General features: G+C 41.8%; 21 protein-coding genes. 1 reads left to right on the top strand and 20 read right to left on the bottom strand.

Going from position 1 to position 23,510, the window contains the following annotated elements; translation table 11 throughout:
• Positions 1–134 precede the first annotated feature (134 nt).
• The 12 genes from HT734_RS07790 to HT734_RS07735 form a co-directional block, all read right to left on the bottom strand.
• Positions 135–431, bottom strand: a complete 297-nt coding sequence (locus tag HT734_RS07790) for a bacteriocin immunity protein (protein ID WP_173277242.1) — start codon at positions 429–431, stop codon at positions 135–137.
• Positions 432–452: 21 nt separating this feature from the next.
• Complete coding sequence (gene pepA, locus HT734_RS07785) at positions 453–1,517, bottom strand: glutamyl aminopeptidase (RefSeq protein ID WP_173219664.1); 1,065 nt, start codon at positions 1,515–1,517, stop codon at positions 453–455.
• 116 nt (positions 1,518–1,633) lie between these two features.
• The gene (gene yidD, locus HT734_RS07780; RefSeq protein WP_049510486.1) at positions 1,634–1,870 is read right to left on the bottom strand and encodes a membrane protein insertion efficiency factor YidD; all 237 of its coding nucleotides are present in this window, start codon (positions 1,868–1,870) and stop codon (positions 1,634–1,636) included.
• Positions 1,870–2,592: a pseudouridine synthase gene (locus HT734_RS07775; protein WP_173277240.1), complete on the bottom strand. Its 723-nt coding sequence runs from the start codon at positions 2,590–2,592 to the stop codon at positions 1,870–1,872. The genes yidD and HT734_RS07775 overlap by 1 nt, the downstream gene beginning before the upstream one ends.
• Positions 2,579–3,148: an SMC-Scp complex subunit ScpB gene (gene scpB, locus HT734_RS07770; protein ID WP_173277238.1), complete on the bottom strand. Its 570-nt coding sequence runs from the start codon at positions 3,146–3,148 to the stop codon at positions 2,579–2,581. The genes HT734_RS07775 and scpB overlap by 14 nt, the downstream gene beginning before the upstream one ends.
• Positions 3,149–3,164: 16 nt before the next feature.
• Entirely contained in the window at positions 3,165–3,893 is a 729-nt protein-coding gene (locus tag HT734_RS07765) for a segregation/condensation protein A (RefSeq protein WP_000351901.1), read from the bottom strand.
• Positions 3,893–4,627 carry a site-specific tyrosine recombinase XerD gene (gene xerD, locus HT734_RS07760; protein WP_345889907.1) on the bottom strand — a complete coding sequence of 245 codons (735 nt, stop codon included), beginning with the start codon at positions 4,625–4,627 and terminating at the stop codon, positions 3,893–3,895. The genes HT734_RS07765 and xerD overlap by 1 nt, the downstream gene beginning before the upstream one ends.
• Positions 4,624–5,085: a cyclic-di-AMP-binding protein CbpB gene (gene cbpB / locus HT734_RS07755; RefSeq protein WP_000560715.1), complete on the bottom strand. Its 462-nt coding sequence runs from the start codon at positions 5,083–5,085 to the stop codon at positions 4,624–4,626. The genes xerD and cbpB overlap by 4 nt, the downstream gene beginning before the upstream one ends.
• Positions 5,082–5,603, bottom strand: coding sequence for a metallophosphoesterase (locus tag HT734_RS07750; RefSeq protein ID WP_001118951.1), 522 nt, complete (start codon positions 5,601–5,603; stop codon positions 5,082–5,084). Before HT734_RS07750 ends, cbpB begins: the two co-directional genes overlap by 4 nt.
• Entirely contained in the window at positions 5,579–6,550 is a 972-nt protein-coding gene (locus HT734_RS07745; protein ID WP_000182419.1) for a nucleoside-triphosphate diphosphatase, read from the bottom strand. Before HT734_RS07745 ends, HT734_RS07750 begins: the two co-directional genes overlap by 25 nt.
• On the bottom strand, positions 6,547–7,341 hold the full coding sequence (gene racE, locus HT734_RS07740) for a glutamate racemase (protein ID WP_057487929.1): 795 nt from the start codon (positions 7,339–7,341) through the stop codon (positions 6,547–6,549). The genes HT734_RS07745 and racE overlap by 4 nt, the downstream gene beginning before the upstream one ends.
• A 199-nt stretch (positions 7,342–7,540) precedes the next feature.
• Positions 7,541–7,789 (bottom strand): YneF family protein, encoded by a 249-nt coding sequence (locus HT734_RS07735; protein ID WP_000364990.1) that lies wholly within the window; start codon positions 7,787–7,789, stop codon positions 7,541–7,543.
• Positions 7,790–8,064: 275 nt separating this feature from the next.
• Between HT734_RS07735 and HT734_RS07730 the strand changes: the two genes are divergently transcribed.
• Positions 8,065–13,278, top strand: coding sequence for an SIALI-17 repeat-containing surface protein (locus HT734_RS07730; RefSeq protein ID WP_173277236.1), 5,214 nt, complete (start codon positions 8,065–8,067; stop codon positions 13,276–13,278).
• Between the two features lie 319 nt (positions 13,279–13,597).
• Here HT734_RS07730 and HT734_RS07725 read toward each other — a convergent pair whose 3' ends face one another.
• From HT734_RS07725 to HT734_RS07690, 8 genes are all read right to left on the bottom strand, one after another.
• Complete coding sequence (locus HT734_RS07725; RefSeq protein ID WP_049541014.1) at positions 13,598–14,401, bottom strand: ATP-binding cassette domain-containing protein; 804 nt, start codon at positions 14,399–14,401, stop codon at positions 13,598–13,600.
• A gap of 12 nt (positions 14,402–14,413) precedes the next feature.
• Complete coding sequence (locus HT734_RS07720; RefSeq protein ID WP_033679668.1) at positions 14,414–15,307, bottom strand: ABC transporter permease; 894 nt, start codon at positions 15,305–15,307, stop codon at positions 14,414–14,416.
• A gap of 11 nt (positions 15,308–15,318) precedes the next feature.
• Positions 15,319–16,296: an ABC transporter substrate-binding protein gene (locus HT734_RS07715; RefSeq protein WP_173277234.1), complete on the bottom strand. Its 978-nt coding sequence runs from the start codon at positions 16,294–16,296 to the stop codon at positions 15,319–15,321.
• A gap of 559 nt (positions 16,297–16,855) precedes the next feature.
• The gene (locus HT734_RS07710) at positions 16,856–17,782 is read right to left on the bottom strand and encodes an ATP-binding cassette domain-containing protein (protein ID WP_050971445.1); all 927 of its coding nucleotides are present in this window, start codon (positions 17,780–17,782) and stop codon (positions 16,856–16,858) included.
• Positions 17,783–17,792: 10 nt separating this feature from the next.
• Positions 17,793–18,860, bottom strand: coding sequence for an ABC transporter ATP-binding protein (locus HT734_RS07705; RefSeq protein ID WP_173277232.1), 1,068 nt, complete (start codon positions 18,858–18,860; stop codon positions 17,793–17,795).
• Between the two features lie 8 nt (positions 18,861–18,868).
• The gene (oppC, locus tag HT734_RS07700) at positions 18,869–19,795 is read right to left on the bottom strand and encodes an oligopeptide ABC transporter permease OppC (protein WP_000103691.1); all 927 of its coding nucleotides are present in this window, start codon (positions 19,793–19,795) and stop codon (positions 18,869–18,871) included.
• Complete coding sequence (locus tag HT734_RS07695; protein WP_173277231.1) at positions 19,795–21,291, bottom strand: ABC transporter permease; 1,497 nt, start codon at positions 21,289–21,291, stop codon at positions 19,795–19,797. The genes oppC and HT734_RS07695 overlap by 1 nt, the downstream gene beginning before the upstream one ends.
• Positions 21,292–21,357: 66 nt before the next feature.
• Positions 21,358–23,346, bottom strand: coding sequence for a peptide ABC transporter substrate-binding protein (locus HT734_RS07690; protein WP_125451509.1), 1,989 nt, complete (start codon positions 23,344–23,346; stop codon positions 21,358–21,360).
• Positions 23,347–23,510: the final 164 nt, after the last annotated feature.

Genomic DNA, 23,510 nt, shown 5'->3' with positions numbered 1-23,510 from the left:
CTAGTTTCCTAGTTTGCTCTTTGATTTTCATTGAGTATAAGTACCAAGAAGCTATCCTAAATGGGATGGCTTTTTTCTCCTTAACAATAGTTGCTTTTCCACCATATAGAAAAATGCTTTGATCCGCAATGGAATCAAAGCATTTTAAAGAGTTCGCCAAACATAATAGCAGAAACCGCGGTTCCTCTGTACTTGGCTTCTTCTCTTTTGATAAAGCGAGCCAAGTTTATCAACTCAGGTGCTGGGTGTTTGGGGTTTAGGAGCAATTCATGATTGACCAGACCTGAGAGACGAACTGCCAGCAATTGCTCATTTGTAGTAGGCAGTTTTTTAGCAGTCTCTAGGAGAGCAGCAACTAAATCTTCACTCAAATCATGTCGAGCATGATTGTAAAGATCTTTTATAAGGCTTTCTAGGTTTGGTTCTACCATCCCTACCACCTCCCTTATGGTTTAATAATTTTTAATCAAATCAACCGTTGAACGATCCAATTTCTTCACCAAGGCTTGCAAGAAAGCTTGAGCTTCTAGGAAGTCATCCATAGCGTAGAGAGTTTGGTGAGAATGGATATAACGAGCGCAGACACCGATAGTTGTAGAAGGAACACCTCCATTTTTCAGATGGGCTGCACCAGCGTCTGTTCCGCCTTTTCCACAGTAGTATTGGTACTTGATACCAGCTTCCTCAGCCGTTGTCAAAAGGAAATCCTTCATACCTGGGAGAAGCAAGTGACCTGGATCATAAAAACGAATCAAGGTTCCATCTCCAATTTTACCTTGACCGCCATAAACATCACCTGCTGGTGAGCAGTCAACTGCTAGGAAAACTTCTGGGTCAAACTTGGTTGTAGATGTATGAGCACCACGAAGACCAACCTCTTCTTGGACGTTAGAACCCAGATAGAGTTCATTTCCGAGTTTTTGACCTGACAGAGCTTCTGCAAGCTCACTTACCATGAGAACTCCATAGCGATTGTCCCAAGCTTTTGAGATGATATTTTTCTCATTGGCCGTCAAGATTGCAGAACTATCTGGTACGATGGTATCACCAGGACGGATTCCAAAGCTTTCTGCCTCAGCCTTATCCGCAAAACCACCATCAAAAATAATATCTGAAATAGCTGGCATGGTTGGGCCACCTGTTCCACGTGTCAAATGTGGAGGGACAGAGCCTGAGATCACAGGGATTTCACGACCATCACGTGTTAAGAGTTTGAAACGTTGGCTGCTGACTACCATGGGGTTCCAACCACCGATTTCAACCACACGGAAGGTACCATCTGGCTTAATCTCGCTGACCATAAAACCAACTTCATCCATATGAGAAGCTACCAAGACGCGCGGCGCATCTGCAGCTTCTGAATGTTTAATTCCGAAAATACCACCCAAGCCATCTGTCACCACTTCATCCACGTGCGGTGTCAACTTTTCACGAAGATAAGCACGGACAGGTGCTTCATGACCTGAGATAGCAGCAAGTTCTGTTACTTCTTTGATTTTTGAAAATAATGTTGTCATTTCAGTTCCTTCTTTCTTTCATCCATTTTACCACTTTTTATAGGAGAAGGATAGCGGGAATCATCATTCCAGCTTAAAACTACTTGTGAAAAAACGAATCACCACTGTAATTCGTTTTATTTATGATTCCGTTTGAGGGAAAAATGGTCTGGCACAGGGTCCTTACCTGTTTTCGACCAGGGATGGCAACGTAAAATCCGAGCCAAGCCCATCAAGACACCCTTGAAGCCATGTTTTTCAATAGCCTGAATCATATAGTTTGAGCAGGTAGGCTCAAAGCGACAAGAGGGTGGAAAGGCTGGTGAGATAAACCGTTGGTAAAAGCGCACAGGCGCTATTAAAATTCGTTTCATTATTTCTTGGTTACAGCCATGGTATGTAGTTGGCTGATTTCTTTTTTATTAAGACGACGGGATTCTCCTGGACGGAGTCCTGTCAAGTCTAGATGTCCAAAACGGGTCCGTGACAACTTATCTACTTGGAGACCAACAGCTTCAAACATCTTTTTAACCTGATGGTTACGCCCTTCATGGATGGTCAACTGCACCACAGAGCGGTTTTTAACTGGGTCCACTTTGAGAATCTCATAGACAGCCGGTTTGGTTTTCTTGCCATCAATCTCAAGTCCACGGGTCAAGGGGCGGAGATTATCCTTATTGGCAACACCTTTAACACGCGCGACATAAACCTTGTCAATCTCATTACGAGGGTGAATCATTTCATCCGTAAAATCCCCATCATTGGTCAAAATCAAGACACCTGATGTATCCCAGTCCAAACGACCTACAGGGTAGATGCGCTCTTTCACGTTGGGCAAGAGGTCGACAACCGTCTTGCGGCCTTTATCATCTGTCACACTGGAAATCACACCGCGTGGTTTGTTGAGCAGATGATAAACCTTCTCTTCGTTGTAGATAGGTTGACCTTCCACTTCGACCTTGTCGCCTGACTTGATAGTGGTTGCTAGTTCACGCACCACTTGGCCATTGACCGTCACCAAGCCTTGCTTAATCAACTCTTCTGCTTTTCTCCTACTGGCCACACCTGCGTGGGCAATATACTTATTGATTCTCATCTTCTTCTATCCTTTCACCAAATAATTGGCTTTCTTGGGCTTGAATCTCAAGCTCATCAATCACTGGTAATTCTTCCAAATGGTTAATTCCCATGTAATCTAGAAAATAATCTGTAGTCACATAGAGGTTGGGGCGTCCCAACACTTCTTTTTTCCCGTCTTCCTTTATCAGGTCAAAAGCCTGCAACTTTGCCAAGGCCCCACTCGAGTTGACCCCACGGATGGCATCAATCTCTATCCGTGTGATGGGCTGTTTGTAGGCAATGATGGACAAGGTCTCAAGGGCAGCCCGAGATAAACTCTGGTTGATAGGTGCCTTAGAGTATTCCTTCAAAGTCTCTGCAAATTGAGGCTTGGTCACCAATCTATAAGCACCACCAGTCTCAATCAGAGCCAAACTGGAATCTGGGTCCTTTTCATACTTCTGGACTAATTTTTCTAAACTCTGTTGAATGCCTGTCGGTGGCAGAGAGAGGAGTTCAGCTAACTGGCGGACTCTAATCCCATCTTCACCCGCTACAAACAAGAGCGCTTCTATTTTTGCTACAGTACTCATCTTTCCTCTCTCAAGTCTAGCTTTGGGCCACTTGACTTTCTTCCTTCTTTTCCATGAGATAGATATCCCCAAAACTCTCCTCCTGCACGAGGATCAACTCCTGGGTTTTGATTAACTCTAGGGTTGCCAAAAAGAGGGTGATGACCTCTTGGACATTCTGGGCTTCCTTGAACAAATCCTGCAAGCGCAACTGATCTCGTCCAACCAAGGACTCTTTTACGATAACCATCATGTCCTCAATCTTATACTCATCCCGCAAGATAGTCGTGTGATTTTGTGTAAACTCCTCTTTTTTCTTGGCTAGGATATTTGAAAAAGCCAAAAAGAGGTCAATGGTCGTCTTGTCATGCACAAGCTCCGCATCTTCGTAAATCAACTCTGTCGGCGCTTTGGAATAATACTGAGCCCGTTCTTGGTGCTTGGCTTCCAAGTGCTCACCCAAGAGCTTGAATTTGCGGTATTCTTCGATTTGAGAGAGAAGATCCTGCTCCAGCTCATCCTCCAAGTCTGTCACTTCTGCTACCTTTGGAAGTAGTTTGCGGCTCTTGATCAGCATGAGCTGACTGGCCATAACCATGTACTCCCCCGTCACTTCCAGACGCATGGCCTGAAGGGTTGAGACATAGGCTAAATACTGTTCGATAACTTCCGTAATAGGCACATCGTAGATATCCATCTGGTACTTAGAAACCAGGTGCAAGAGCAAGTCCAGGGGCCCTTCAAAATCTTTTAATTTAATATCCATTATCTATATTTTTCTAAGGTCAGGACTGTTTTTAATCCTAATTTTTTTGCAATTTCGTACAAATCGACCTTGTTTTCTATTTGTCTGAGAATGAACTGTTCCCGCAAGGCTTGAGCGGATAAGGTTGAGAAACCTTTCTCCTTGACAAAAGCTTCTAACTGACGAAAGGCCCACTGACGAGAATAGGCTTTCCCTGCCCTTTCAAAAAGATAGGTCTGGCCCATCAAGGGTTCCAATTCTGAAAGCAAGGTCGTGGGAATAGTGACAATCCTCTGTTGGGAAACCTTCTTGATTCGCAACACCTGAAAATCCAGATTAATATCCTCAACCTTGAGAGCCAAAATCTCACTCGGCAAGAGCCCCATTTCCAAGATAAGAAGAGCCAGTAAGCGGCCCTCTGGATAGTCGCTTTCCTGCCAAAAAGAGTCTAGGTCTAACAGTTCTGGCTTCTCGGTCTTCTTTTCAGCTTGTTTGGCTAATTCCAGACGGTAAAAGCTGTCCACTTCTCCTTTTTGATAGAGAAAGTAGAGAAATTGGTTACAGGCCGAAATCTTTCGCTTCTGGGCGCTAATTTTTAGATTGGCTAGCTGGGCTTGGTAAATCTTGAGACTGGTCTCAGAAATCTGCTTGCCCACAATATCTAAAAGTTGCTCCAGATCATACTTATAGGACTGCTTTGAGTTGACAGACAAGCCCTGCTTTTCCTCTAAAAAGGCTGAAATCCTATCTCTCATTTGCATCGAATCTCATATTCCTTACTAAAGTCATGCAAGAGGGCATTGACTGCCTTGAGGATGGACCTGCGCGTGATAATTCCTTGGAAAATACCAGACGCATCCACAACCGGCAAGAAGGACTCATCTACCAACTTGTGCAAGACCTCCGTGATGGTGAAATCAGGCGAAACAATCGCTACGTCCGTTTTGGTCATATGAACAATGTCCGTATCCGCCATGATTTCTTGACTCAGATCATGCTCCATCTGATAAGCCATAATATCTCTGAGCCCAATCGTCCCAACAAACTGTTTTTCATCTGTTACAACAGGAACACGGGTATAAGTCATCTGACTGAGCAAGAGGGTCGCATGATCCGCATTGTGGGTATCAATCAACACGGCTAGATTTTCAGCAGGAGTCAAAAAAGTTTCCTCCTGCCCCAACAAGAAAGTCTCAAACTCCTTGGCAATCATCGGCTAAACTCCTTGGATAAGCCCGGATACACCTCATGATCTCGTGTCAAAAAGTCCACTTTAAAATAACTGTCATCAATCTCCACACGAGCATAGAGACATTCTCTGATAGTCCCACGTGGTTGACTGATAGAGCCTGGATTTAGAAAGAGGGTCTTGCCTTCCATCCAAGCACTTGGCACATGCAAGTGACCGTAGAGACAGATATCGGCCTCTTCCTCCTGAGCCCAGTAGTCCAACTTTTGAAAGTTGAAATTAATGTCAAACAGGTGACCATGGGTTTGGATAATCTTGGTCGAACCAAGCTCAGTCGCCAAACGTTCTGGGTAGCCGGCGTAGAAATCCATATTCCCTTTAACAACGCGGATCCCCTCCCAAAGTGGAGAATCAGGACGCAGTTCAGAATCGCCATTATGAAAAACGGCGTCAACTTTGCCTACATAGCGATCACGGATTTCTTCCACAATCAAGCTATCGCCATGAGAATCGCTCATTACAATGATGGTTTGCTTTGCCATGATGGAAATACCTCCAAAAGTTTCTTAACGGCTAAGGCGCGGTGAGATTGACTATTTTTTTCTTCAAGGGTTAATTCAGCTGAGGATTTGCCTGTCTCTCCCACGAGGAATAGAGGATCATAGCCAAAGCCATTTTCACCCTTAGGTTCAAAGTTAATGTAGCCAGGCCAGTCTGCTTCAACAACCAAACTTTCCTTGTTTGGGCTGGCTACGACTAAGGTTGTGTGGAATTGAGCTGAGCGGTCCTTGAGTTCAAAGACCATGGCCAATTCGTGCAAGAGTTTAGCATTGTTTTCACGGTCAGTTGCTCCCACACCTGCGAAACGAGCTGACCAGACACCTGGCAATCCACCAAGGACATCGACCTTGAGTCCAGAATCATCTGCCAGAACCATCTTGCCCGTTAATTGAGAAATGGTTTCTGCCTTGAGGCGGGCATTTTCTTCAAAGGTCATGCCTGTTTCTGCTACTTCAGGCAGGTCAGGGTAGTCATTGAGATTTTCCACATCGTAGCCTAGCTTGTCAAAGATAGCTCGGAACTCTTTGGTCTTGCCTTCGTTTCGAGTCGCAATCAATAAGGTTTCTCTGACCTTGCTTGTTTCAAAGAAATCATGAACATTGACCCCTTCTTTAGGCAATGCTACATGCAGGAGTTGCCCATTTTCAATCAAGAGAAAAGCTCCCTGACGTTGGATGACTTCCAGATTTCGCCCCATTTCTTGGTTGAGGATATCTACCACAAAAGACAATAAACGGTAGAGAGAACCATAGCGTAAAACAATCACAGAAATAGGAAAACCTTGTTCCTCATCTCGAAATCTTTGGGCAAACTCAAATAGAGGAAAATCCAAGTCTTCATCAGTCAATGTCCGGACACCACCAAAAATACTATATGAGCCGACATACCAGTCCTGGTCATCTTTATATTCATAAATTTTATTTGTCATAATTCTACATGCTCCACATAAATCTCTTTTTCCAGCCATTCTTCACCAATTTGTGCAAAACTTTGGCTGCTGGCTGTTGTGTAAAAACGGTGATGGAGTGGTCCAGCATCGCGACCACGATTGATTTCAAAATAATTGAGTAAGACTGAGATATCCCGTACGCACTCTGCCCCACTATCAATGAGCTGAACCTTTGGCCCCATGACATTTTGAATAATGGGTCTGAGAAGTGGATAATGGGTACAGCCCAAAATCAGGCTATCCACCTTTCCTACCAAGGGACGCAGAGTTTCATAAACCACTTTCTTGGTGACACTGGTTGACAGGGCACCTGACTCCACCAAGGGGGCAAACTTGGGACAGGCCAAACTCTCCACCTGTAAGTCCGGATCCAGATCATGAATTTTCTGACGGTAAATGTCTGATTGGACCGTCATAGGGGTTCCAATTACCCCGATTTTCCCACCTTGACTGGACTTGATGGCTGCCGAAGCTCCTGGCAAAATCACACCTAGGACGGGAATGTTGAGTTGAGCCTTGATTTCTTCCCAGACGACCGCAGTCGCAGTGTTACAAGCAATGACAATCATCTTGACATCCTTGGTCAAGAGAAAGTTGACCAGCTGCCAAGTATATTCACGAATTTGCTCAGCAGGACGGGGACCATAAGGCGCCCGCGCCGAATCTCCAATATAGACGATTTCTTCATGGGGAAGCTGGCGCATAAGCTCACGCACAACAGTCAAGCCCCCGACACCCGAATCCAAAAAACCAATTGGTCGATTATCCATACAGTCTTCTTTCTAGTCTTTTTTCTGATTGATAGTTCATTATGATTACTTGTCTTCAAGAACTGAAGGACAGCTTCAACAACTACTATCTCTCTTAATCATAATCAAATATCAATAGAATGCAAGGAAAAAGTCTCATCCCTAAACCATAGCCGACATAGTGAGAAGTCTGGAACTTTCATCCCAGACTTTTCCTTATTTATTTTTTCTTTTTATTGTTAGCAAGGGCTGCTTTTTGTTGGCGGATGATTTGGTGGTAAACTTGTTGTACCTTGGCTTCGCTTGGTTTTTGACCATTTGCACTCAAAAGAGTACGAACTGCTTCAGCATTCAAACGTGGGTTGTCAGCAAATTCTTTTTCGATTTGCTTACGAACCAAGTACATTCCTCCAAGAGCTCCTCCTAGAAAAGCTAACACAATCAATACAATTGCTAATAGTAAATCCATCATTTTTCTCCTGTTTCTTTTTGAGTCTCTTTCATTATAACACAAAGAAGGCGAACTGACTAGTTTGTTTTACGCTTACATCTACTGTGATTTCCTAAGTAATTAGCAAATACTTCATACTTAGTAAAATAAGTCCATTTTTCTTGAAAGCCCTTGCAATAGTTCTATTTATTTGTTATATTAAAATTATTCAAATTACATTGCACAAATTTCTGCAAGACTTATTTTTTAAAAAGAAAATGTATGCGCTTACAGACATGAGAAAGGAGAATTTTGTGGATAAGAGATATTGGGAAAAATCCTGCAAGTATAGCATCCGAAAACTAAGTGTCGGAGCTGCCTCTGTTTTACTAGGAGCTGTTTTTTTAGCAGCACAGGATGTGGCTGCTGATGGTGTCGAGATTCCGGAAAGTGAGGCAACAATTACTGAAACCTCTGCTAAACCGGATACGAAAGTTGAGGAAGTTCTTGCTTCTAACACAGAGACTCAGCCTATAGCTGAATCATCTGAGAAGCAAACCATCGCAGAACCAGAATTACCTCAAACAAGTAGTCAGTCGGATACAACGACAGCTACCGCCCCTGCTGAAAATAAGGAGAGCGAGAAACCAGAACTTCCTGTGAACAAACAAGAACATTACGAACTACATTACAACCAACCAACTGCTCCTTCCTATGACGGTTGGGAAAAACAAGCCCTCCCAGTCGGAAATGGGGAAATGGGTGCCAAGGTTTTCGGACTCATCGGTGAAGAAAGAATCCAGTACAACGAAAAAACACTTTGGTCTGGAGGCCCACAGCCAGATAGTCAAGACTACAACGGTGGAAACTACAAGGACCGTTACAAAGTCTTAGCAGAAATCCGTAAAGCCTTAGAAGACGGTGACCGTCAAAAAGCCAAACAACTAGCAGAGAGAAATTTGGTTGGGCCAAACAATGCCCAATACGGTCGCTACCTAGCCTTCGGTGATATCTTTATGGTCTTTAATAACCAGAAGAAGGGCTTGGAAAATGTTACTCACTATCATCGTGGCTTAGATATTTCTGAAGCTATCACAACTACCTCCTATACCCAAGATGGAACAACCTTCAAACGTGAAACCTTCTCCAGCTATCCTGATGATGTCACCGTGACCCACTTGACTAAAAAGGGAGATAAGACGCTTGATTTTACCCTTTGGAATACCTTAACAGAAGATTTGATTGCCAACGGAGACTACTCATCGGAATATTCTCACTACAAGAATGGCCATGTTACGACAGACCCAAATGGTATCCTACTAAAAGGTACAGTCAAAGATAATGGACTCCAGTTTGCATCCTATCTAGGACTTAAAACGGACGGAAAAGTTACTGTCCATGATGATAGTTTAACGGTCACAGGGGCCAGCTACGCTACGCTTTTACTCAGTGCCAAGACTAATTTTGCTCAAAATCCGAAAACCAATTACCGCAAGGATATTGATGTAGAAAAAACTGTCAAATCTATCGTTGAAGCTGCTAAAACCAAAGACTATGAGACTCTGAAAAATGATCACATCAAGGATTACCAAAGCCTTTTCAACCGTGTTCAATTAAACCTCGGCGGTAGCAAGTCTAATCAAACTACAAAAGAAGCTCTTCAAACCTATAATCCAACAAAAGGCCAAAAGTTAGAAGAACTCTTCTTCCAATACGGACGTTATCTCCTCATCAGTTCGTCTCGTAACCGAACAGATGCCCTCCCTGCCAACTTGCAAGGAGTCTGGAATGCTGTAGACAATCCACCTTGGAACTCAGACTACCACCTCAATGTCAACCTACAGATGAACTATTGGCCTGCCTACATGAGCAATCTCGCAGAAACGGCTAAGCCAATGATCAATTATATCGATGACATGCGCTATTATGGTCGTATCGCTGCTAAAGAATACGCAGGTATCGAATCCAAAGAAGGTCAAGAAAACGGTTGGTTGGTTCATACTCAGGCGACACCATTTGGCTGGACTACTCCTGGTTGGAACTACTATTGGGGTTGGTCTCCTGCTGCCAATGCTTGGATGATGCAGAACGTCTATGACTACTACAAATTCACCAAGGATGAAACTTATCTTAAAGAAAAGATTTATCCAATGCTCAAGGAAACAGCCAAGTTCTGGAATTCCTTCCTGCATTATGACCAAGCAAGTGACCGTTGGGTATCTTCTCCATCCTACTCACCAGAGCATGGAACCATCACGATTGGGAATACCTTTGACCAATCTCTAGTTTGGCAGCTATTCCACGACTATATGGAAGCAGCCAATCATCTGAAGGTCGACCAAGATTTGGTGACAGAAGTGAAGGCTAAATTTGATAAGCTCAAACCACTTCATATCAACCAAGACGGCCGTATCAAGGAATGGTACGAAGAAGACAGCCCACAATTCACCAACGAAGGCATTGAAAACCACCACCGCCACGTTTCCCATCTAGTTGGTCTCTTCCCAGGTACTCTATTTGGCAAGGATCAGCCTGAATATCTAGAAGCTGCACGCGCAACCCTAAACCACCGTGGAGATGGTGGAACTGGTTGGTCTAAGGCCAATAAAATCAACCTCTGGGCCCGTCTCTTAGATGGAAATCGTGCCCACCGTTTGTTGGCAGAACAGCTCAGATCCTCAACCCTAGAAAATCTCTGGGATACGCACGCGCCTTTCCAAATTGATGGAAACTTTGGTGCAACCAGCGGTATGGCAGAAATGCTCCTTCAGTCTCACACAGGCTACATTGCCCCATTACCAGCCCTCCCAGATGCCTGGAAAGACGGGCAAGTCTCAGGCTTAGTCGCTCGTGGTAACTTTGAAGTCAGCATGAAATGGAAAGAGAAAAATCTTGAAACGCTATCTTTCCTTTCTAATGTGGGTGGAGACTTAGTCGTAGACTATCCAAATATCGAAGCTAGTATTATCAAGATTAATGGCAAGGAAGTTCAAGCTAGTCGCCTCAAAGATAACCGTATCCAACTTGCGACTCAAAAAGGTGATGTCATTACCTTTGAAAACTTCCCTGGACGAGTGACTCGCTTATCAGCCCTTCGAAAAGATTCCATCACAGCTGAACTTGACTTTAATACAGTTGAAGGAGCAAGTCATTATGTCATCCGACGAGAAAGCAAGGATGAAAACAGTCAAACTCCTAGCGTTCGTGAGTTTATCACCAACCAAACTCACTTTATCGATCGCTCGATTGATTCTAGCCATGCCTATACTTATACCGTTAAGGCTATGCTAAGGGACCGTACAACACCAGTTTCAGATCCTGCTTCTATCGATTCCTTCAGTGAGTTGATGGATGACCGTGACAAGCGCATCCAGTACGGCTCAGCTTATGGAAACTGGGCTGACTCAGAACTATTTAGCGGCACAGAGAAATACGCCGATATCTCAAATGGAAATTATTCTGATAAAGATGCGACTGCAACCATCCCATTCAATGGCCCTGGTATTGAAATCTACGGACTCAAGTCATCTCAATTGGGACTTGCTGACGTTAAAATCGATGGTAAATCTGTGGGAGAGCTTGATTTCTATACAGCTGGTGCTACTGAAAAGGGGGTCCTAATCGGTCGTTATACAAATCTATCCCCAGGTCCTCACCTCATGACCATCACTGTTAAACGAGAACATAAGGGACGAGGAAGTGAACGCTCAAAAATTTCCTTAGACTACTTCAAGGTCTTCCCAGGTCAAGGAGAAGCTGTTGAGAAGATCGACGACCGTGACCCTCGTATCCAGTATGGTTCCATGTTTAAGGATTGGAGCGATACAGAACTCTATGCTTCTACAGAGAAATATGCTGACATCAACTCAGATGATAGCCTCGCTTCTGAAGCCACTGCAACCATTCCATTCTCTGGAACAGGTATCCGAATCTATGGACTGAAAACATCTGCCCTTGGCAAGGCGCTTGTCACACTTGATGGTAAAGAAATGCCAGCCCTTGATTTCTACACTTCAGGAGCAACTGAAAAAGGTGCATTAATTGGCAAATTCACAAATCTAGCTGATGGTGATCACGTTCTTACTTTGAAAGTGGATCCAAATTCTCCACAAGGACGAAAGAAAATTTCTCTTGATTCCTTTGATATCTTAAAGGCACCTTCTGTGTCTCTCGATAGTCCAAGTCTTGATTCCGTTAAGTCCAAAGATAAGACTGTTACCCTAACCCTACCAACTGGCAATTGGGATGCAGTCGCTGTGACCTTCCCTGGTATCAAAGATCCTCTTCTACTTAGAAAAGTCGATGATGATCATCTTGTCACATCAGGTGAACAAACAGTATTAACCATCAAGAATAATAAGGTCCAACTAGATATTCCTGAAACTACGGACCGTAAAGCTGGCAAGCCGATAGAAGCTTATGCCATCCAAGGTACAACAACGACTAGTCCTGTTGTAGCTGTCTTTCCTAAGGACGAAACTGCTCCAGTTGAAGAAAAAATCCTTACAAGCAAAGGGGATGAGCCTGCTCCAGTTGGAACCATTCCTGAGTACACAGATCCTATAGGCACTGCAGGAGACCAAGAAGCACCTTCTGTAGTAATTCCTGAATACACTGAGCCTATCGGCACTGCGGGAAATCAGGAGGCACCTTCTGTGGAAAGACCCGAATACACTGGTCCTATCGGAACTGCTGGTGAGCAGGAGGCACCTTCTGTGGAAATTCCCGAATACACTGAGCCTATCGGAACTGCCGGGGATCAAGAAGCACCTACCGTGGAAAGACCTGAATATACTGGTCCTATCGGAACTGTTGGGGATCAGGAGGCACCTTCTGTGGAAAGACCTGAATACACCAAATCTATAGAGACAGGAAGAGAACAGAAAGCTCCTACCATAGACAGTCCTAATTATAGTGAACCTGGTAAAGGAGCTAGGCAAGAAAAAACATCTACTAGCAGTATTGCTGAGTATAAACTTCGTGTCTTGAAGGATGAAAAGACTGGTGTTGAGATTATTGGTAGAGCAACTGACTTAGAAGGAATTTCTCATCTCTCTAGTAAACACGTGTTGGCTCAAGAACTCTTTGGCAAGATATACGATGCTTATGATATTCAATTTAAAAATTCAAACAACCATAATATACAACCACGGGGAGCTGTTTTAGTTAGATTACCAATTACAGCTGATGTAGAAAATATTTATTACCTAACTCCGACAAAAGAATTGAAATCACTTTCTTTCACTATTCGTGATGGTATGGCAGAATTTACTACCAGTCTCTTTAGTACATATGCGGTAGTCTATCAAAATGTCAATACTCCGGAAACCTCAATAAGCAAAACAGTTGCAACAACCTCCCTAAACTTTGAGCAGGCTTCAACTACCGATAGTCCTTCCCAGCTGGAAAATACTCATCTCAAAGAACAACTTCCAGAAACTGGTGAATCCTCAAATCCACTGCTCTTCTTATCAGGACTTAGTTTAGTCTTAACATCCATCTTCCTACTAAAAAATAAGATAGATTAGATCTATAAATTTTTAAGAATTACTTAGAGGGCCCATTCTATTCAAGTTCAACTCAAGTATGTTATACACCATTTCATCTACCATTTAACTGATATCTTTTAAGATAATATTCTAAACTATAAACCAGTCCTTTTGTCTTGAGGACTGGTTTTAACAATCGTGAGAACTCCTCGACAGAAACAGATTCTTCCAGATTTCTTTTACCTTGTATCAATTTAAATCAATACTAATGTCATACAGCAATTGACAAGTATCTAGTTAACAATGCTGTGTAATCCATATTATAAAAGACTGAGACACTGGATCTCAGCCTTTTTCTTTATCCCAAAACCAACTCATCACTGACTAGGCTTTGACCACTATTTTTCTGGAAGAGATGCATAAGATTTTCAACCGTCAGATGCTTTTTCTCCTCTCCCTTGACATCCACCACAATCTTTCCTTGATAGAGCATAATGAGACGATTTCCGTACTCAATTGCATGGTTCATATCATGGGTAATCATCAAAGTCGTCAACTGATGGTCTTCCACAATCTTTTGCGTCAAATCCATCACCATTTGACTCGTTTTCGGGTCAAGTGCCGCAGTGTGTTCATCCAAAAGCAAAAGTTTAGGTTTCACCAGAGCTGCCATGACTAGGGTCAAGGCCTGTCTTTGTCCTCCTGAGAGGTATTGAGTATCCACTTTCAAGCGATTTTCAAGGCCAATATTCAACTCTTTCAAGGCTTCTTGGAACTGGATTCTATCCTTCTCCTTCACACCCCAGCCAAGCCCTCTCTTTTGCCCACGTCTCAAGGCAATAGCCATATTCTCCTCAATCGTCAAACGAGAAGCTGTTCCCATCTTAGGATCCTGAAAAACACGTGCAATATCCTTGGCTCTCTTTCTGACGCTCAGATTTTTAATGGATTTATCTGCCAATAAAAGGTCTCCTTCGTCTACCGATAGATTACCAGCCAAGATATTCATCAAAGTGGATTTACCTGCACCATTTCCACCGATCACAGAGATAAAATCTCCCTCTTCCACTTCTAAATCTAATCCTTTGAGGACATGGTTCTCATTGACCGTCCCTGCTTCAAATGTCTTGTGGATATTTTCAAGTGTTAATAAACTTGCCATAACTTTCTCCTCCTATTCATTTCTCAATTTCAGACCACGAATCTTTAATCTCTTTTGCAATTCTGGTGCAAATAAAACCAAGGCGAGCAAGATTGCATTAAAGAGACGAACCAGGTTTTGATCTAGATTTGGAATTTCATAGATATTTAAAATAATCAAACGGTAAACAATAGCACCGATTCCGATAGATAACAAGCGGCCTCCAATGGTCAAATCGTGTATCAAGACTTCCGCAATAATCACTGCACTCAAACCAACAACAATGGTTCCTGTCCCAGAAGTCACATCTGAAAATCCATCATTTTGGGCAAACAAGGAACCACATAGGGCAATCAAGCCGTTTGAAATCATGTAACCAACAATCTTCATGGTGTCTACATTGACCCCATTTGCCTCACTCATCGGAATATTGTCCCCAGTCGAACGTAAAACCAAACCAATCTCCGTTTTCATCAAAAGGGTCAAAACCAAACAAACAAGTAAGAGACAGGCTAAACTGAGTGAGAACACAGCTTCTTCATTTGTCAGACCAAAGTTCGCTAATTGTTTAAAGACGGTTGAAGAATCTCCCAAGGAAAGATTGGGCACACTTCCCATGATTTTAATATTGATGGAATAGAGCCCTGTCAAGGTTACAATACCTGTCAAGAGAGCTGGAATTTTCATCTTGGTGTGGAGCATTCCTGATACAAGACCTGCTACCATACCTGCAAGCAAAGCAAGTAAGGTCGCAATCCAAGGATTTGTCCCTGCCTGTATCTGTGATACAACGACAGCTGCCCCCAGAGGAAAGGCTCCCTCAGCAGTCATATCCGCAATATCCAAAATACGGAAAGTCAAGTAGACCCCAATAGCCATAATCGACCATAACAAACCTTCTGATAAACTAGATAATACAAAACTCATCTTAAACCTCCTTATTCCTTGCCTTCTAACTTACTGATATCAATTCCTAGTGCATCTGCCATTTCTTGATTGGTATGCAATTCCAGTTTTTCAGGCAACTCAACTGCCATATTTTCTGGCTTTTCACCTTTTAAAACACGAATCAGCATGCGAGCTGTCTGTCTTCCCAATTCTTCATAATTGGTTCCGTAGTTATACAAGCCACCAACCGCAACCATTTCTGTTGAACCACCAAATACTGGTACCTTATGTTTAATAGAAACCTGCTTGACTGTTTCCATAGTTGACGAAATGATATTGTCCGTTGGTACAAAAACCATATCAACCTCTGCCATCAAGCTCTCGGCTGCCGCCTTGACGTTGTTACTGTCCAAGATTGTTTTTTCAACAACGGTAAAGCCTTTTTCTTCCAGAAGACGCTTAGCCTCATCCTTTTGGACAACCGAATTTGGCTCACTCTGAGTATAGAGAATTCCAATCGTTTTAGCCTTTGGCAACACTTTCTTTATCAAATTGATTTGGGTTGAAATGGCATCTGACGACTGGTCGCTTGTCCCAGTTACATTGCCTCCAGGATGCTCTCTTGACTCAACCAACTTGGCACTGACTGGGTCTGTTACAGCTGAAAAGATAACCGGTGTTGTTTGCGTTGTATTGGCCAAGCTCTGGGCAGAAGGCGTTGCGATGGCTAGAACAACATCACTGGATTCTGCTAGCTGCTGAGAAATGGTTTTTAGATTTCTTTGTTCTCCCTGTGCATTTTGCAAATCAATCTCAATATTTTCCCCTTCAAGATAACCTTGTTTGGCTAGTTCATCCACAAATCCTTCTCTAGTAGCATCTAGAGACTGATGGGTAATAAATTGCGAAATACCGATACGAAACACATCTTTTTTCTTATCTGCCTTCAACTGATGTAAACTAATCAGAGAGGTCAAGAGGATACCCACTACCAAGAGAGGGGCTAGTAATTTTCGAACAACTTTCATAATGAAACTCCTTCTCAGAAAAGATAATACTCAATGAAAATCAAAGAGCAAACTAGGAAACTAGCCGCAGGCTGTACTTGAGTACGGCAAGGCGACGTTGACATGGTTTGAATTTGATTTTCGAAGAGTATAAAACAAAAAACCGCCTAGATAATACCTAAACGGATGCTTGAAATAATCTAACAAGTTATAACTTTGCTAGTCCATTTAGATATTCATCTATATGGACCACAATCAAAAACCTTAGCCACATAGATACAAACAAATTGCTTGAACTGTTTGCATCCATGATGACATGTCTACAAACACTATCTAAAGTAGCTAAAGTAAAAGTTTTGATTCATAGTTACAGCTGGTCTCTTATTCATTTCTTTTTCTGCTTTCTTTTTTGATGTTTCCTATCTTACCACCTTTTTCATTAACTGTCAAGAATATTTCAGAATTTTTTAAAATTTTCCGAAAATTCTTTCAGGATAATTTCAAAGTTTTTTCAAATCAATTCAACAAAAAAAGGTTTATAATTTCCATAAAAATTGACATGGAAATTATAAAACCATTCTTAGTTTAGTCCTTTTTGATAACGTGCCAATTCGGCTTGGTTAGCCCAAATATAGTGACCTGGACGGATTTCAACCATAGACGGCTTATCAGTCTCATAGTCGTGTTGACTTGGGTCATAAACCTTCAAGACCTTCTTACGTTCCAAGATTGGATCTGGAATTGGTACCGCTGACAGTAAGGCTTGAGTATATGGATGAATTGGATTGTTAAACAATTCTTCTGTTTCAGCAACCTCTACAATAACACCCTTATAAATAACTGCGATACGATCTGAAATAAAACGAACAACCGACAAGTCATGGGCGATAAAGAGATAGGTCAAACCAAGTTCTTTTTGGAATTTTTTGAGCAAGTTCAAGACTTGGGCACGCACAGAAACGTCCAAGGCTGAAATGGGCTCATCCGCAATAACAAAGTCTGGCTGCATGACCAAGGCACGGGCAATACCGATACGTTGACGTTGACCACCTGAGAACTCATGAGGGTAACGAGTCAAGTGCTCAGCAAGAAGACCTACTTCACGGATAATATTTTGAACTTTCTCTTTACGTTCTTCTTCATCCTTAAACAAACGGTGATTGTAAAGACCTTCAGAAATAATATAATCAACAGTCGCACGTTCATTCAAACTTGCAGCAGGGTCTTGGAAAATCATCTGGATTCGACGAATCAATTCCGCAGCTTGTTCACGCGATTTCTTACCATTAATCTTTTGACCATCAAAAATGATATCTCCATTACTTGTATCATTTAGACCGATGATGGCACGACCAATAGTTGTTTTCCCACTTCCTGATTCACCTACAAGCGAGAAAGTTTCTCCCTTGTTGATAAAGAAGTTAGCATTTTTAACCGCAACAAACTTCTTACTTCCTTCACCGAAGGAAATTTCTAAATCTTTGATTTCTACTAATTTTTCAGACATTTCCTTCCTCCTAGTCTGCCAGATGGGCAAATCCCATTTTTTCACGAATCTTATCATGGAGATTTGCAATCACAGCTGGTTTTTCTACTTTTGGAGCATCCTCATGAAGAAGCCAAGTTTTAGCCCAATGCGTCTCTGATACTGAGAATTGAGGAGCTTTTTGTTCGAAGTCAATCTGCATTGCATAGTCAGAACGCAAGGCAAAAGCATCCCCTTTCAGGTCAGTATAAAGTGACGGAGGTGTTCCTGGGATTGAGTAAAGATCCCCTTTATCATCAGCAAGCTGAGGCAAGCTTGACAAGAGACTCCATGTATATGGATGGCGAGGATCATAGAAGACTTCCTCAACAGCTCCATACTCAACGATTTCTCCTGCATACATAACAGCCACCTTATCCGCAATACTTGCTACCACACCAAGATCGTGGGTGATAAAGATTGTTGTGAAATGGTACTCGTTTTGTAAAGATTTCAGCAAATCAATAATCTGTGCTTGGATGGTTACATCCAAGGCAGTCGTTGGCTCATCACAGATCAAGACATCAGGTCGGCAGGCAAGGGCAATAGCAATAACGATACGTTGACGCATTCCTCCAGAATATTGGAAGGGGTATTCATCAAAACGTCTATCTGCGTCTGGAATCCCAACCTTATTCATGTAGTCAATGGCCAATTCTTTCGCTTCTTTAGCTGTTTTTCCTTGGTGTTTCACAATAACTTCTGTAATCTGACTACCAATTGTTTTAATCGGGTCCAAACTAGTCATTGGATCTTGGAAGATAGTCGCAATCTTAGCACCACGAATTTGTTCCCAATCCTTGTGAGAAGATAGAGCTGTCAAATCCTGACCGCGGTAGTCAATACTTCCTTGAGCAATACGACCATTTTCTTCAAGCATACCTGTGAAAGTCTTTGTCAAAACAGATTTCCCTGATCCTGACTCACCTACCAAGGCTAATACTTCTCCTTCAACTAGTTCAAGGGAAACGCCGCGAATGGCTGTCAATACTTTGTCACGAACGTCAAATTCCACGACAATATCGCGAGCAGTCAAAATTACATTTTTTTCTTTTGTCATTTCTACTCCTATCTATGTGTACGTGGATCACTAGCATCCGCTAAGTTTTGACCAACTACGAAAAGGGACAAGGATACCAAGACAAGAGTTGTCAATGGAATCCAGAACAAGTAAGCATTGGTTGTTACGTTTTGTGAATAATCTGAAATCAAACGACCCAAACTTGGCACTGTAATCGGTAATCCAAGACCGAAGAAAGACAAGAAAGCTTCGTATGAGATAAAGCTTGGAAGCATTTGAGTCATCGTTGTCACAATAACAGATACCAATTGAGGCATGATATTTTTGGCAACAATCTTCAATGTTGGCGTTCCCAAAGTACGTGACGCCAAGTTGTATTCCAAGTCACGATAACGCAAGATTTGCACACGGATCATGAAGGCAATCCCAATCCATGTTGTTACACTCATGGCAAAAATCAGATTCCAGAATCCAGCTCCGATTGAGTAAGTCAAGACAATGACAATCAAAAGAGATGGGATATTTGAGATGACGTTGTAAACTTCCATCATCACACGGTCTACTGATTTTGAAATTCCCCAAATACCACCGACAAAGACACCGATAACTAAGTTAATCACTGTCGCAATCACAGAAATGAGGATAGAGTTACGAGCTCCGAACCAGACACCGTCAAAGAGAGATTTACCATTACTGTCTGTACCGAACCAATGCTCAGCATTTGGCTTGATATAACGAGCACTAAAGTCGTTTACCTTGCTGACATCATTGAAATCAAACTTAGAAAACATTGGGTAAATGAAACTCATCAAAATGATAGCTACCAAGATTCCCAACATAACTACAGTTGATTTTTTCTTCATAAATTGTCTAAACACTGATCCCCAGTATGAATAAGCTGGCGCATCAATGGCTTCAGAGGCAAAATCGTCACGTTTTACAAACTGAAATTTTTCTTTATCGATTGTAGACATTATTTGCCTCCTTTCTCAGTCAATTTAATACGTGGGTCAATAATAGTCATCCAAATATCTCCTAAAAGAAGGGAGAAGATAGAAATACATGTAAAGATAAAGACAAGACCAACGACCATAGAGTTATTAGATGCTTTTACAGAGTCAATCAACATTTTACCCATACCTGGGAAGGCAAAGACTGTTTCAGTAAGGGTTGCACCACCGATAACCCCGATAACGGCACCAGGAATTCCTGAAACCAGCGGAACCATGGCATTTTTAAAGATATGTTTGTTTGAAATTTCTTTTTCAGACAAACCTTTTGCACGAGCAAAACGTACAAAGTCTTGTGACTGTAAGTCAATCATGTAACGACGAATCCAAATCGCTGTACCAGGAGCACCCAACAAACCAAGGATCACTGCTGGTAAAACATACGAACGCCAATCTCCAGCACCCAAGATAGGGAATGAATCTGGCAAACCGATTGAAGAACCAGCCAAACGAACGATATAAACCAAGGCAATTGTTGGAAGAGCCATCAAGAAGGTCAAAGCACCTGTTGAGAAGCTATCAATCCAAGTGTTCTTGAAGCGAGCCATAGCTGAACCAAGTGGCACGGCAATCGCATAAGAAATCAGCAAACCAATCAATCCAACGACAGCAGAACTAGCAATCATAGAAGGATATTGGTAGTTACTTTCCGTAGCTGTATAAGGATCATCTTTTCCGTAGTTGGCTACTTCACGAGAGTCAGCCTGACTAGGTGATTTGTAGGTTCTTGAGTAAATATTTACAGAAGAAGTTTTCTTACCTGTTGGGAACTGAACTTGAGATGTTTTTGTTTGTCCTTGTCCCTGAGTAATAACCTGTAAAACAGGGCTATTAGCATAGGTTGGATAAGAGTCACCTAAATTAATGTTCACAAAGTTTTGATGCACAAATGGGAACTGACTGTTGAAGTACAAGAGATATTTGTGTTTAGTACCTGAACCGACCAATGACCATCCGATCGCTGGATCGTTTTCGAAACGAAGGTAACGTTTCAAGTCTGGATTTTCAGGGTCTTGAATTTTATTTGTATGATCAATGTCAATCAAGTTAGCATAGAATTTGAAAACACGTTCAAAAATGGGGATTTCACGAGTAGCGTAGAATTGGCCACTTTCAGTAAATTCTCCCAAGGTCCAACCATGACCGATTTGTTTGATGTACTTTTCATAGATAGCCTTGTTGGTGTCATTAGCTTCAACGGTTACCGAAGCATCCATCTGGCTAGCTTTTTCTTGCAACTCTTTGGTATCGTAGTACTCGATATAGCCCATACGCTCATAAACGGTATTCTCATAGTTATCACGTTTATCAGCAGTTGTCGCAATCTTGTTATAGTTGGTATCCTGTTTGAAAATCAATTTTCGAGGAACCATTGTATAGATAATCGTGTAAGTCAAGGTTGTTACTAAGAAGATAGAAACCAATGACCGCAAAACACGCATAAAAATATATTTTTTCATATCATTTCCTTTAAAAATCCCAAAAGAACCTTCTCCTCATGGAGAGAAAGTTCTATTGAAAATTATTTACTTCACATGACTTGCCAATTCTTTTTGAGCTTTCTCGTTTGACTCAGTCTTTTCTTTCAACCATTTTTCACGAGCTTTTTCATACTCTTCTTTGGTGATTGCTTTTTCACCAACTTCAGTGTACTTCAAGTATCCTGAATTTTCACCTTTAAGGCCGGCTACAGAATACGAAGAGCTAAATGGTAGAACTTTTGAAACATATGAAACGGCTGTTTCTTTAGGAGAAGCCATTACTGGAATTGTCAAAGCATTATCAGTCAACCAAGCTTGTGCTACTGCGTATTTTTCATAACGTTTTTGAACATCTTGGTTTTCGCTGTTTGCGTCATCAAGTAATTTTCCATAGTCAGCTAAACCAAGTTTGCTCACTACTGATGCATCAGTGCTTTGGTCGATACCAAGGTAAAGACGAGTGTTTCCTCCCTTAATGACGAACTGATCCAAGAAAGTAGACGGATCTTGATAATCAGGGTTCCATCCTGACAAGGTATGGATATCCCAGTCTTGCTCTTTAGCTGTCGGAGCACTAAATGAAATTGGTAAAGCTTCTGCTTGAGTCATTTGTTGCAAGTCTACAACAACATTATCTGAACCCAATACTTTTTCAATTGATTGTTTCAATGATTGAACACGGTTTACAACCGCTGTTGATTCTTGGATAACCAAGGCATCCAAGTGAATTGGGAACTCAACACCTTCAGCTTGTAAACTTGCTTTTGCCTTAGCAAATACTTCTTTAGCTTTTTCTTCATTGTAAAGTCCATTTTGAGAATCTGCTAGAGATACGTTTGACCAAGTAGAAGAATTTGTCTTAGCTAAGCTTTCTTGTACCAACTCACCAAATATTTTCTTACCAACTTGAAGATTATAAGGTGCAAACGTATTACGGATGGCTACTGCAGCGCCGTCAGTACCATTTGTTTGAGCTGAGTAAGAATTGCGATCGACCGCAAAGTTCAAGGCTTGACGGAATTCCTTGTTTAGCAATGCTTTCTTAGCAGATGTCTTTTGGGCATCACTTGTTTTGGCTGTGTGGTTATACGTTGTACGACCATAGTTCAAGCTGACAGTTGCAACACCTGCACCTGGTTCATTAAAGTAAATGTTATCTTTGAAGTCAGCTGCATATTTTTCATATGTAGAACTTGTAGGGAAGATACGCGCCTTGCTATATTGACCATCGGCAAAACCTTTAGCAATCACATCTTGATCCTTACCATCCCAGAAAGTGAACTTAACGTTCTCAATTTTTACATTTTCTTTGTCCCAGTAAGCATCATTTTTAGCCATCTCGATAGATGATTTTGGAGTTACAGATTTTAAGACAAATGGACCGTTATAAAGAATAGAGTTCGCATCTGTTGGGGCACCAAAACCTTCCCCTTTTGAAGTTAAGAATTCTTCATTAACCGGCATCATGACACCACTAGTTGTCTTGTCATTCCAGAAAGTTTCTGGCTGGTTCAAGGTATACTCTAGTGTTTGGTCATCAAGTGCTTTTACACCAACTGTTGAAAAATCGCTTGTTTCACCCTTGATGTATGCTTCTAATCCCTTAATAGAAGAGCTAACGATTGAAAGTCCTTTTGATTTTCCATCTACGGCGTGTTTCAAACCAGTAACAAAGTCTTTAGCAGTGACAGGAGCGTACTCTTCTCCCTCTGCTGTCACCCATTTAGCATCCTTACGGATTTTATAGGTATAAGTCAAACCATCTTTTGAAACTGTCCATGATTCAGCAATAGAAGGAACCAGGTTACCATATTTATCATTAGCCAACAAACCATCTACAGCATTTGTTGTGACGAATGATGTTGAATCAATATTGCTGACGATATAATCCAAAGTTTCTGGATCTGTTTGATAAACATATTGGTAATCTTTTGCTAATTTCGCATTATTTGAACTAGTGTTTGAACACGCAGCTAGAACTCCTGACGCTAATAAGGTAGCCCCCGCTACAGCAAGCACTTGATTTTTTTTCATTTCTTTACTCCTCTTATAAAGTATAGGTTATTATTAATTATACCATATATTTCAAGATATTTCAAGAAAAGTAAACGAATTTTCAGAATATTTAGGCTTATTAACACAAAAAATCTGAAAAACCTATTGACTGAAAATCATTTTCAAGGTATAATAATAAACGT

Source organism: Streptococcus sp. k-90 (assembly GCF_013277565.1).
GTDB lineage: Bacteria > Bacillota > Bacilli > Lactobacillales > Streptococcaceae > Streptococcus.
The sequence above is the reverse complement of the archived record's forward strand: the minus strand, read 5'-3'. Positions and strand labels throughout refer to the sequence as shown.

Excerpts from the sequence above, each read along its gene's own strand:
- HT734_RS07790 (WP_173277242.1), bottom strand. The coding sequence starts at position 431 with ATGGTAGAACCAAACCTAGAAAGCCTTATAAAAGATCTTTACAATCAT.
- HT734_RS07735 (WP_000364990.1), bottom strand. The coding sequence starts at position 7,789 with ATGGATTTACTATTAGCAATTGTATTGATTGTGTTAGCTTTTCTAGGA.
- HT734_RS07710 (WP_050971445.1), bottom strand. The coding sequence starts at position 17,782 with ATGTCTGAAAAATTAGTAGAAATCAAAGATTTAGAAATTTCCTTCGGT.
- HT734_RS07715 (WP_173277234.1), bottom strand. The coding sequence starts at position 16,296 with ATGAAAGTTGTTCGAAAATTACTAGCCCCTCTCTTGGTAGTGGGTATC.
- HT734_RS07725 (WP_049541014.1), bottom strand. The coding sequence starts at position 14,401 with ATGGCAAGTTTATTAACACTTGAAAATATCCACAAGACATTTGAAGCA.
- HT734_RS07765 (WP_000351901.1), bottom strand. The coding sequence starts at position 3,893 with ATGGATATTAAATTAAAAGATTTTGAAGGGCCCCTGGACTTGCTCTTG.
- HT734_RS07750 (WP_001118951.1), bottom strand. The coding sequence starts at position 5,603 with ATGGCAAAGCAAACCATCATTGTAATGAGCGATTCTCATGGCGATAGC.
- oppC (WP_000103691.1), bottom strand. The coding sequence starts at position 19,795 with ATGTCTACAATCGATAAAGAAAAATTTCAGTTTGTAAAACGTGACGAT.
- HT734_RS07690 (WP_125451509.1), bottom strand. The coding sequence starts at position 23,346 with ATGAAAAAAAATCAAGTGCTTGCTGTAGCGGGGGCTACCTTATTAGCG.
- cbpB (WP_000560715.1), bottom strand. The coding sequence starts at position 5,085 with ATGATTGCCAAGGAGTTTGAGACTTTCTTGTTGGGGCAGGAGGAAACT.
- HT734_RS07720 (WP_033679668.1), bottom strand. The coding sequence starts at position 15,307 with ATGAGTTTTGTATTATCTAGTTTATCAGAAGGTTTGTTATGGTCGATT.
- HT734_RS07775 (WP_173277240.1), bottom strand. The coding sequence starts at position 2,592 with ATGAGAATCAATAAGTATATTGCCCACGCAGGTGTGGCCAGTAGGAGA.
- xerD (WP_345889907.1), bottom strand. The coding sequence starts at position 4,627 with ATGAGAGATAGGATTTCAGCCTTTTTAGAGGAAAAGCAGGGCTTGTCT.
- HT734_RS07695 (WP_173277231.1), bottom strand. The coding sequence starts at position 21,291 with ATGAAAAAATATATTTTTATGCGTGTTTTGCGGTCATTGGTTTCTATC.
- pepA (WP_173219664.1), bottom strand. The coding sequence starts at position 1,517 with ATGACAACATTATTTTCAAAAATCAAAGAAGTAACAGAACTTGCTGCT.
- scpB (WP_173277238.1), bottom strand. The coding sequence starts at position 3,148 with ATGAGTACTGTAGCAAAAATAGAAGCGCTCTTGTTTGTAGCGGGTGAA.
- yidD (WP_049510486.1), bottom strand. The coding sequence starts at position 1,870 with ATGAAACGAATTTTAATAGCGCCTGTGCGCTTTTACCAACGGTTTATC.
- HT734_RS07705 (WP_173277232.1), bottom strand. The coding sequence starts at position 18,860 with ATGACAAAAGAAAAAAATGTAATTTTGACTGCTCGCGATATTGTCGTG.
- racE (WP_057487929.1), bottom strand. The coding sequence starts at position 7,341 with ATGGATAATCGACCAATTGGTTTTTTGGATTCGGGTGTCGGGGGCTTG.
- HT734_RS07745 (WP_000182419.1), bottom strand. The coding sequence starts at position 6,550 with ATGACAAATAAAATTTATGAATATAAAGATGACCAGGACTGGTATGTC.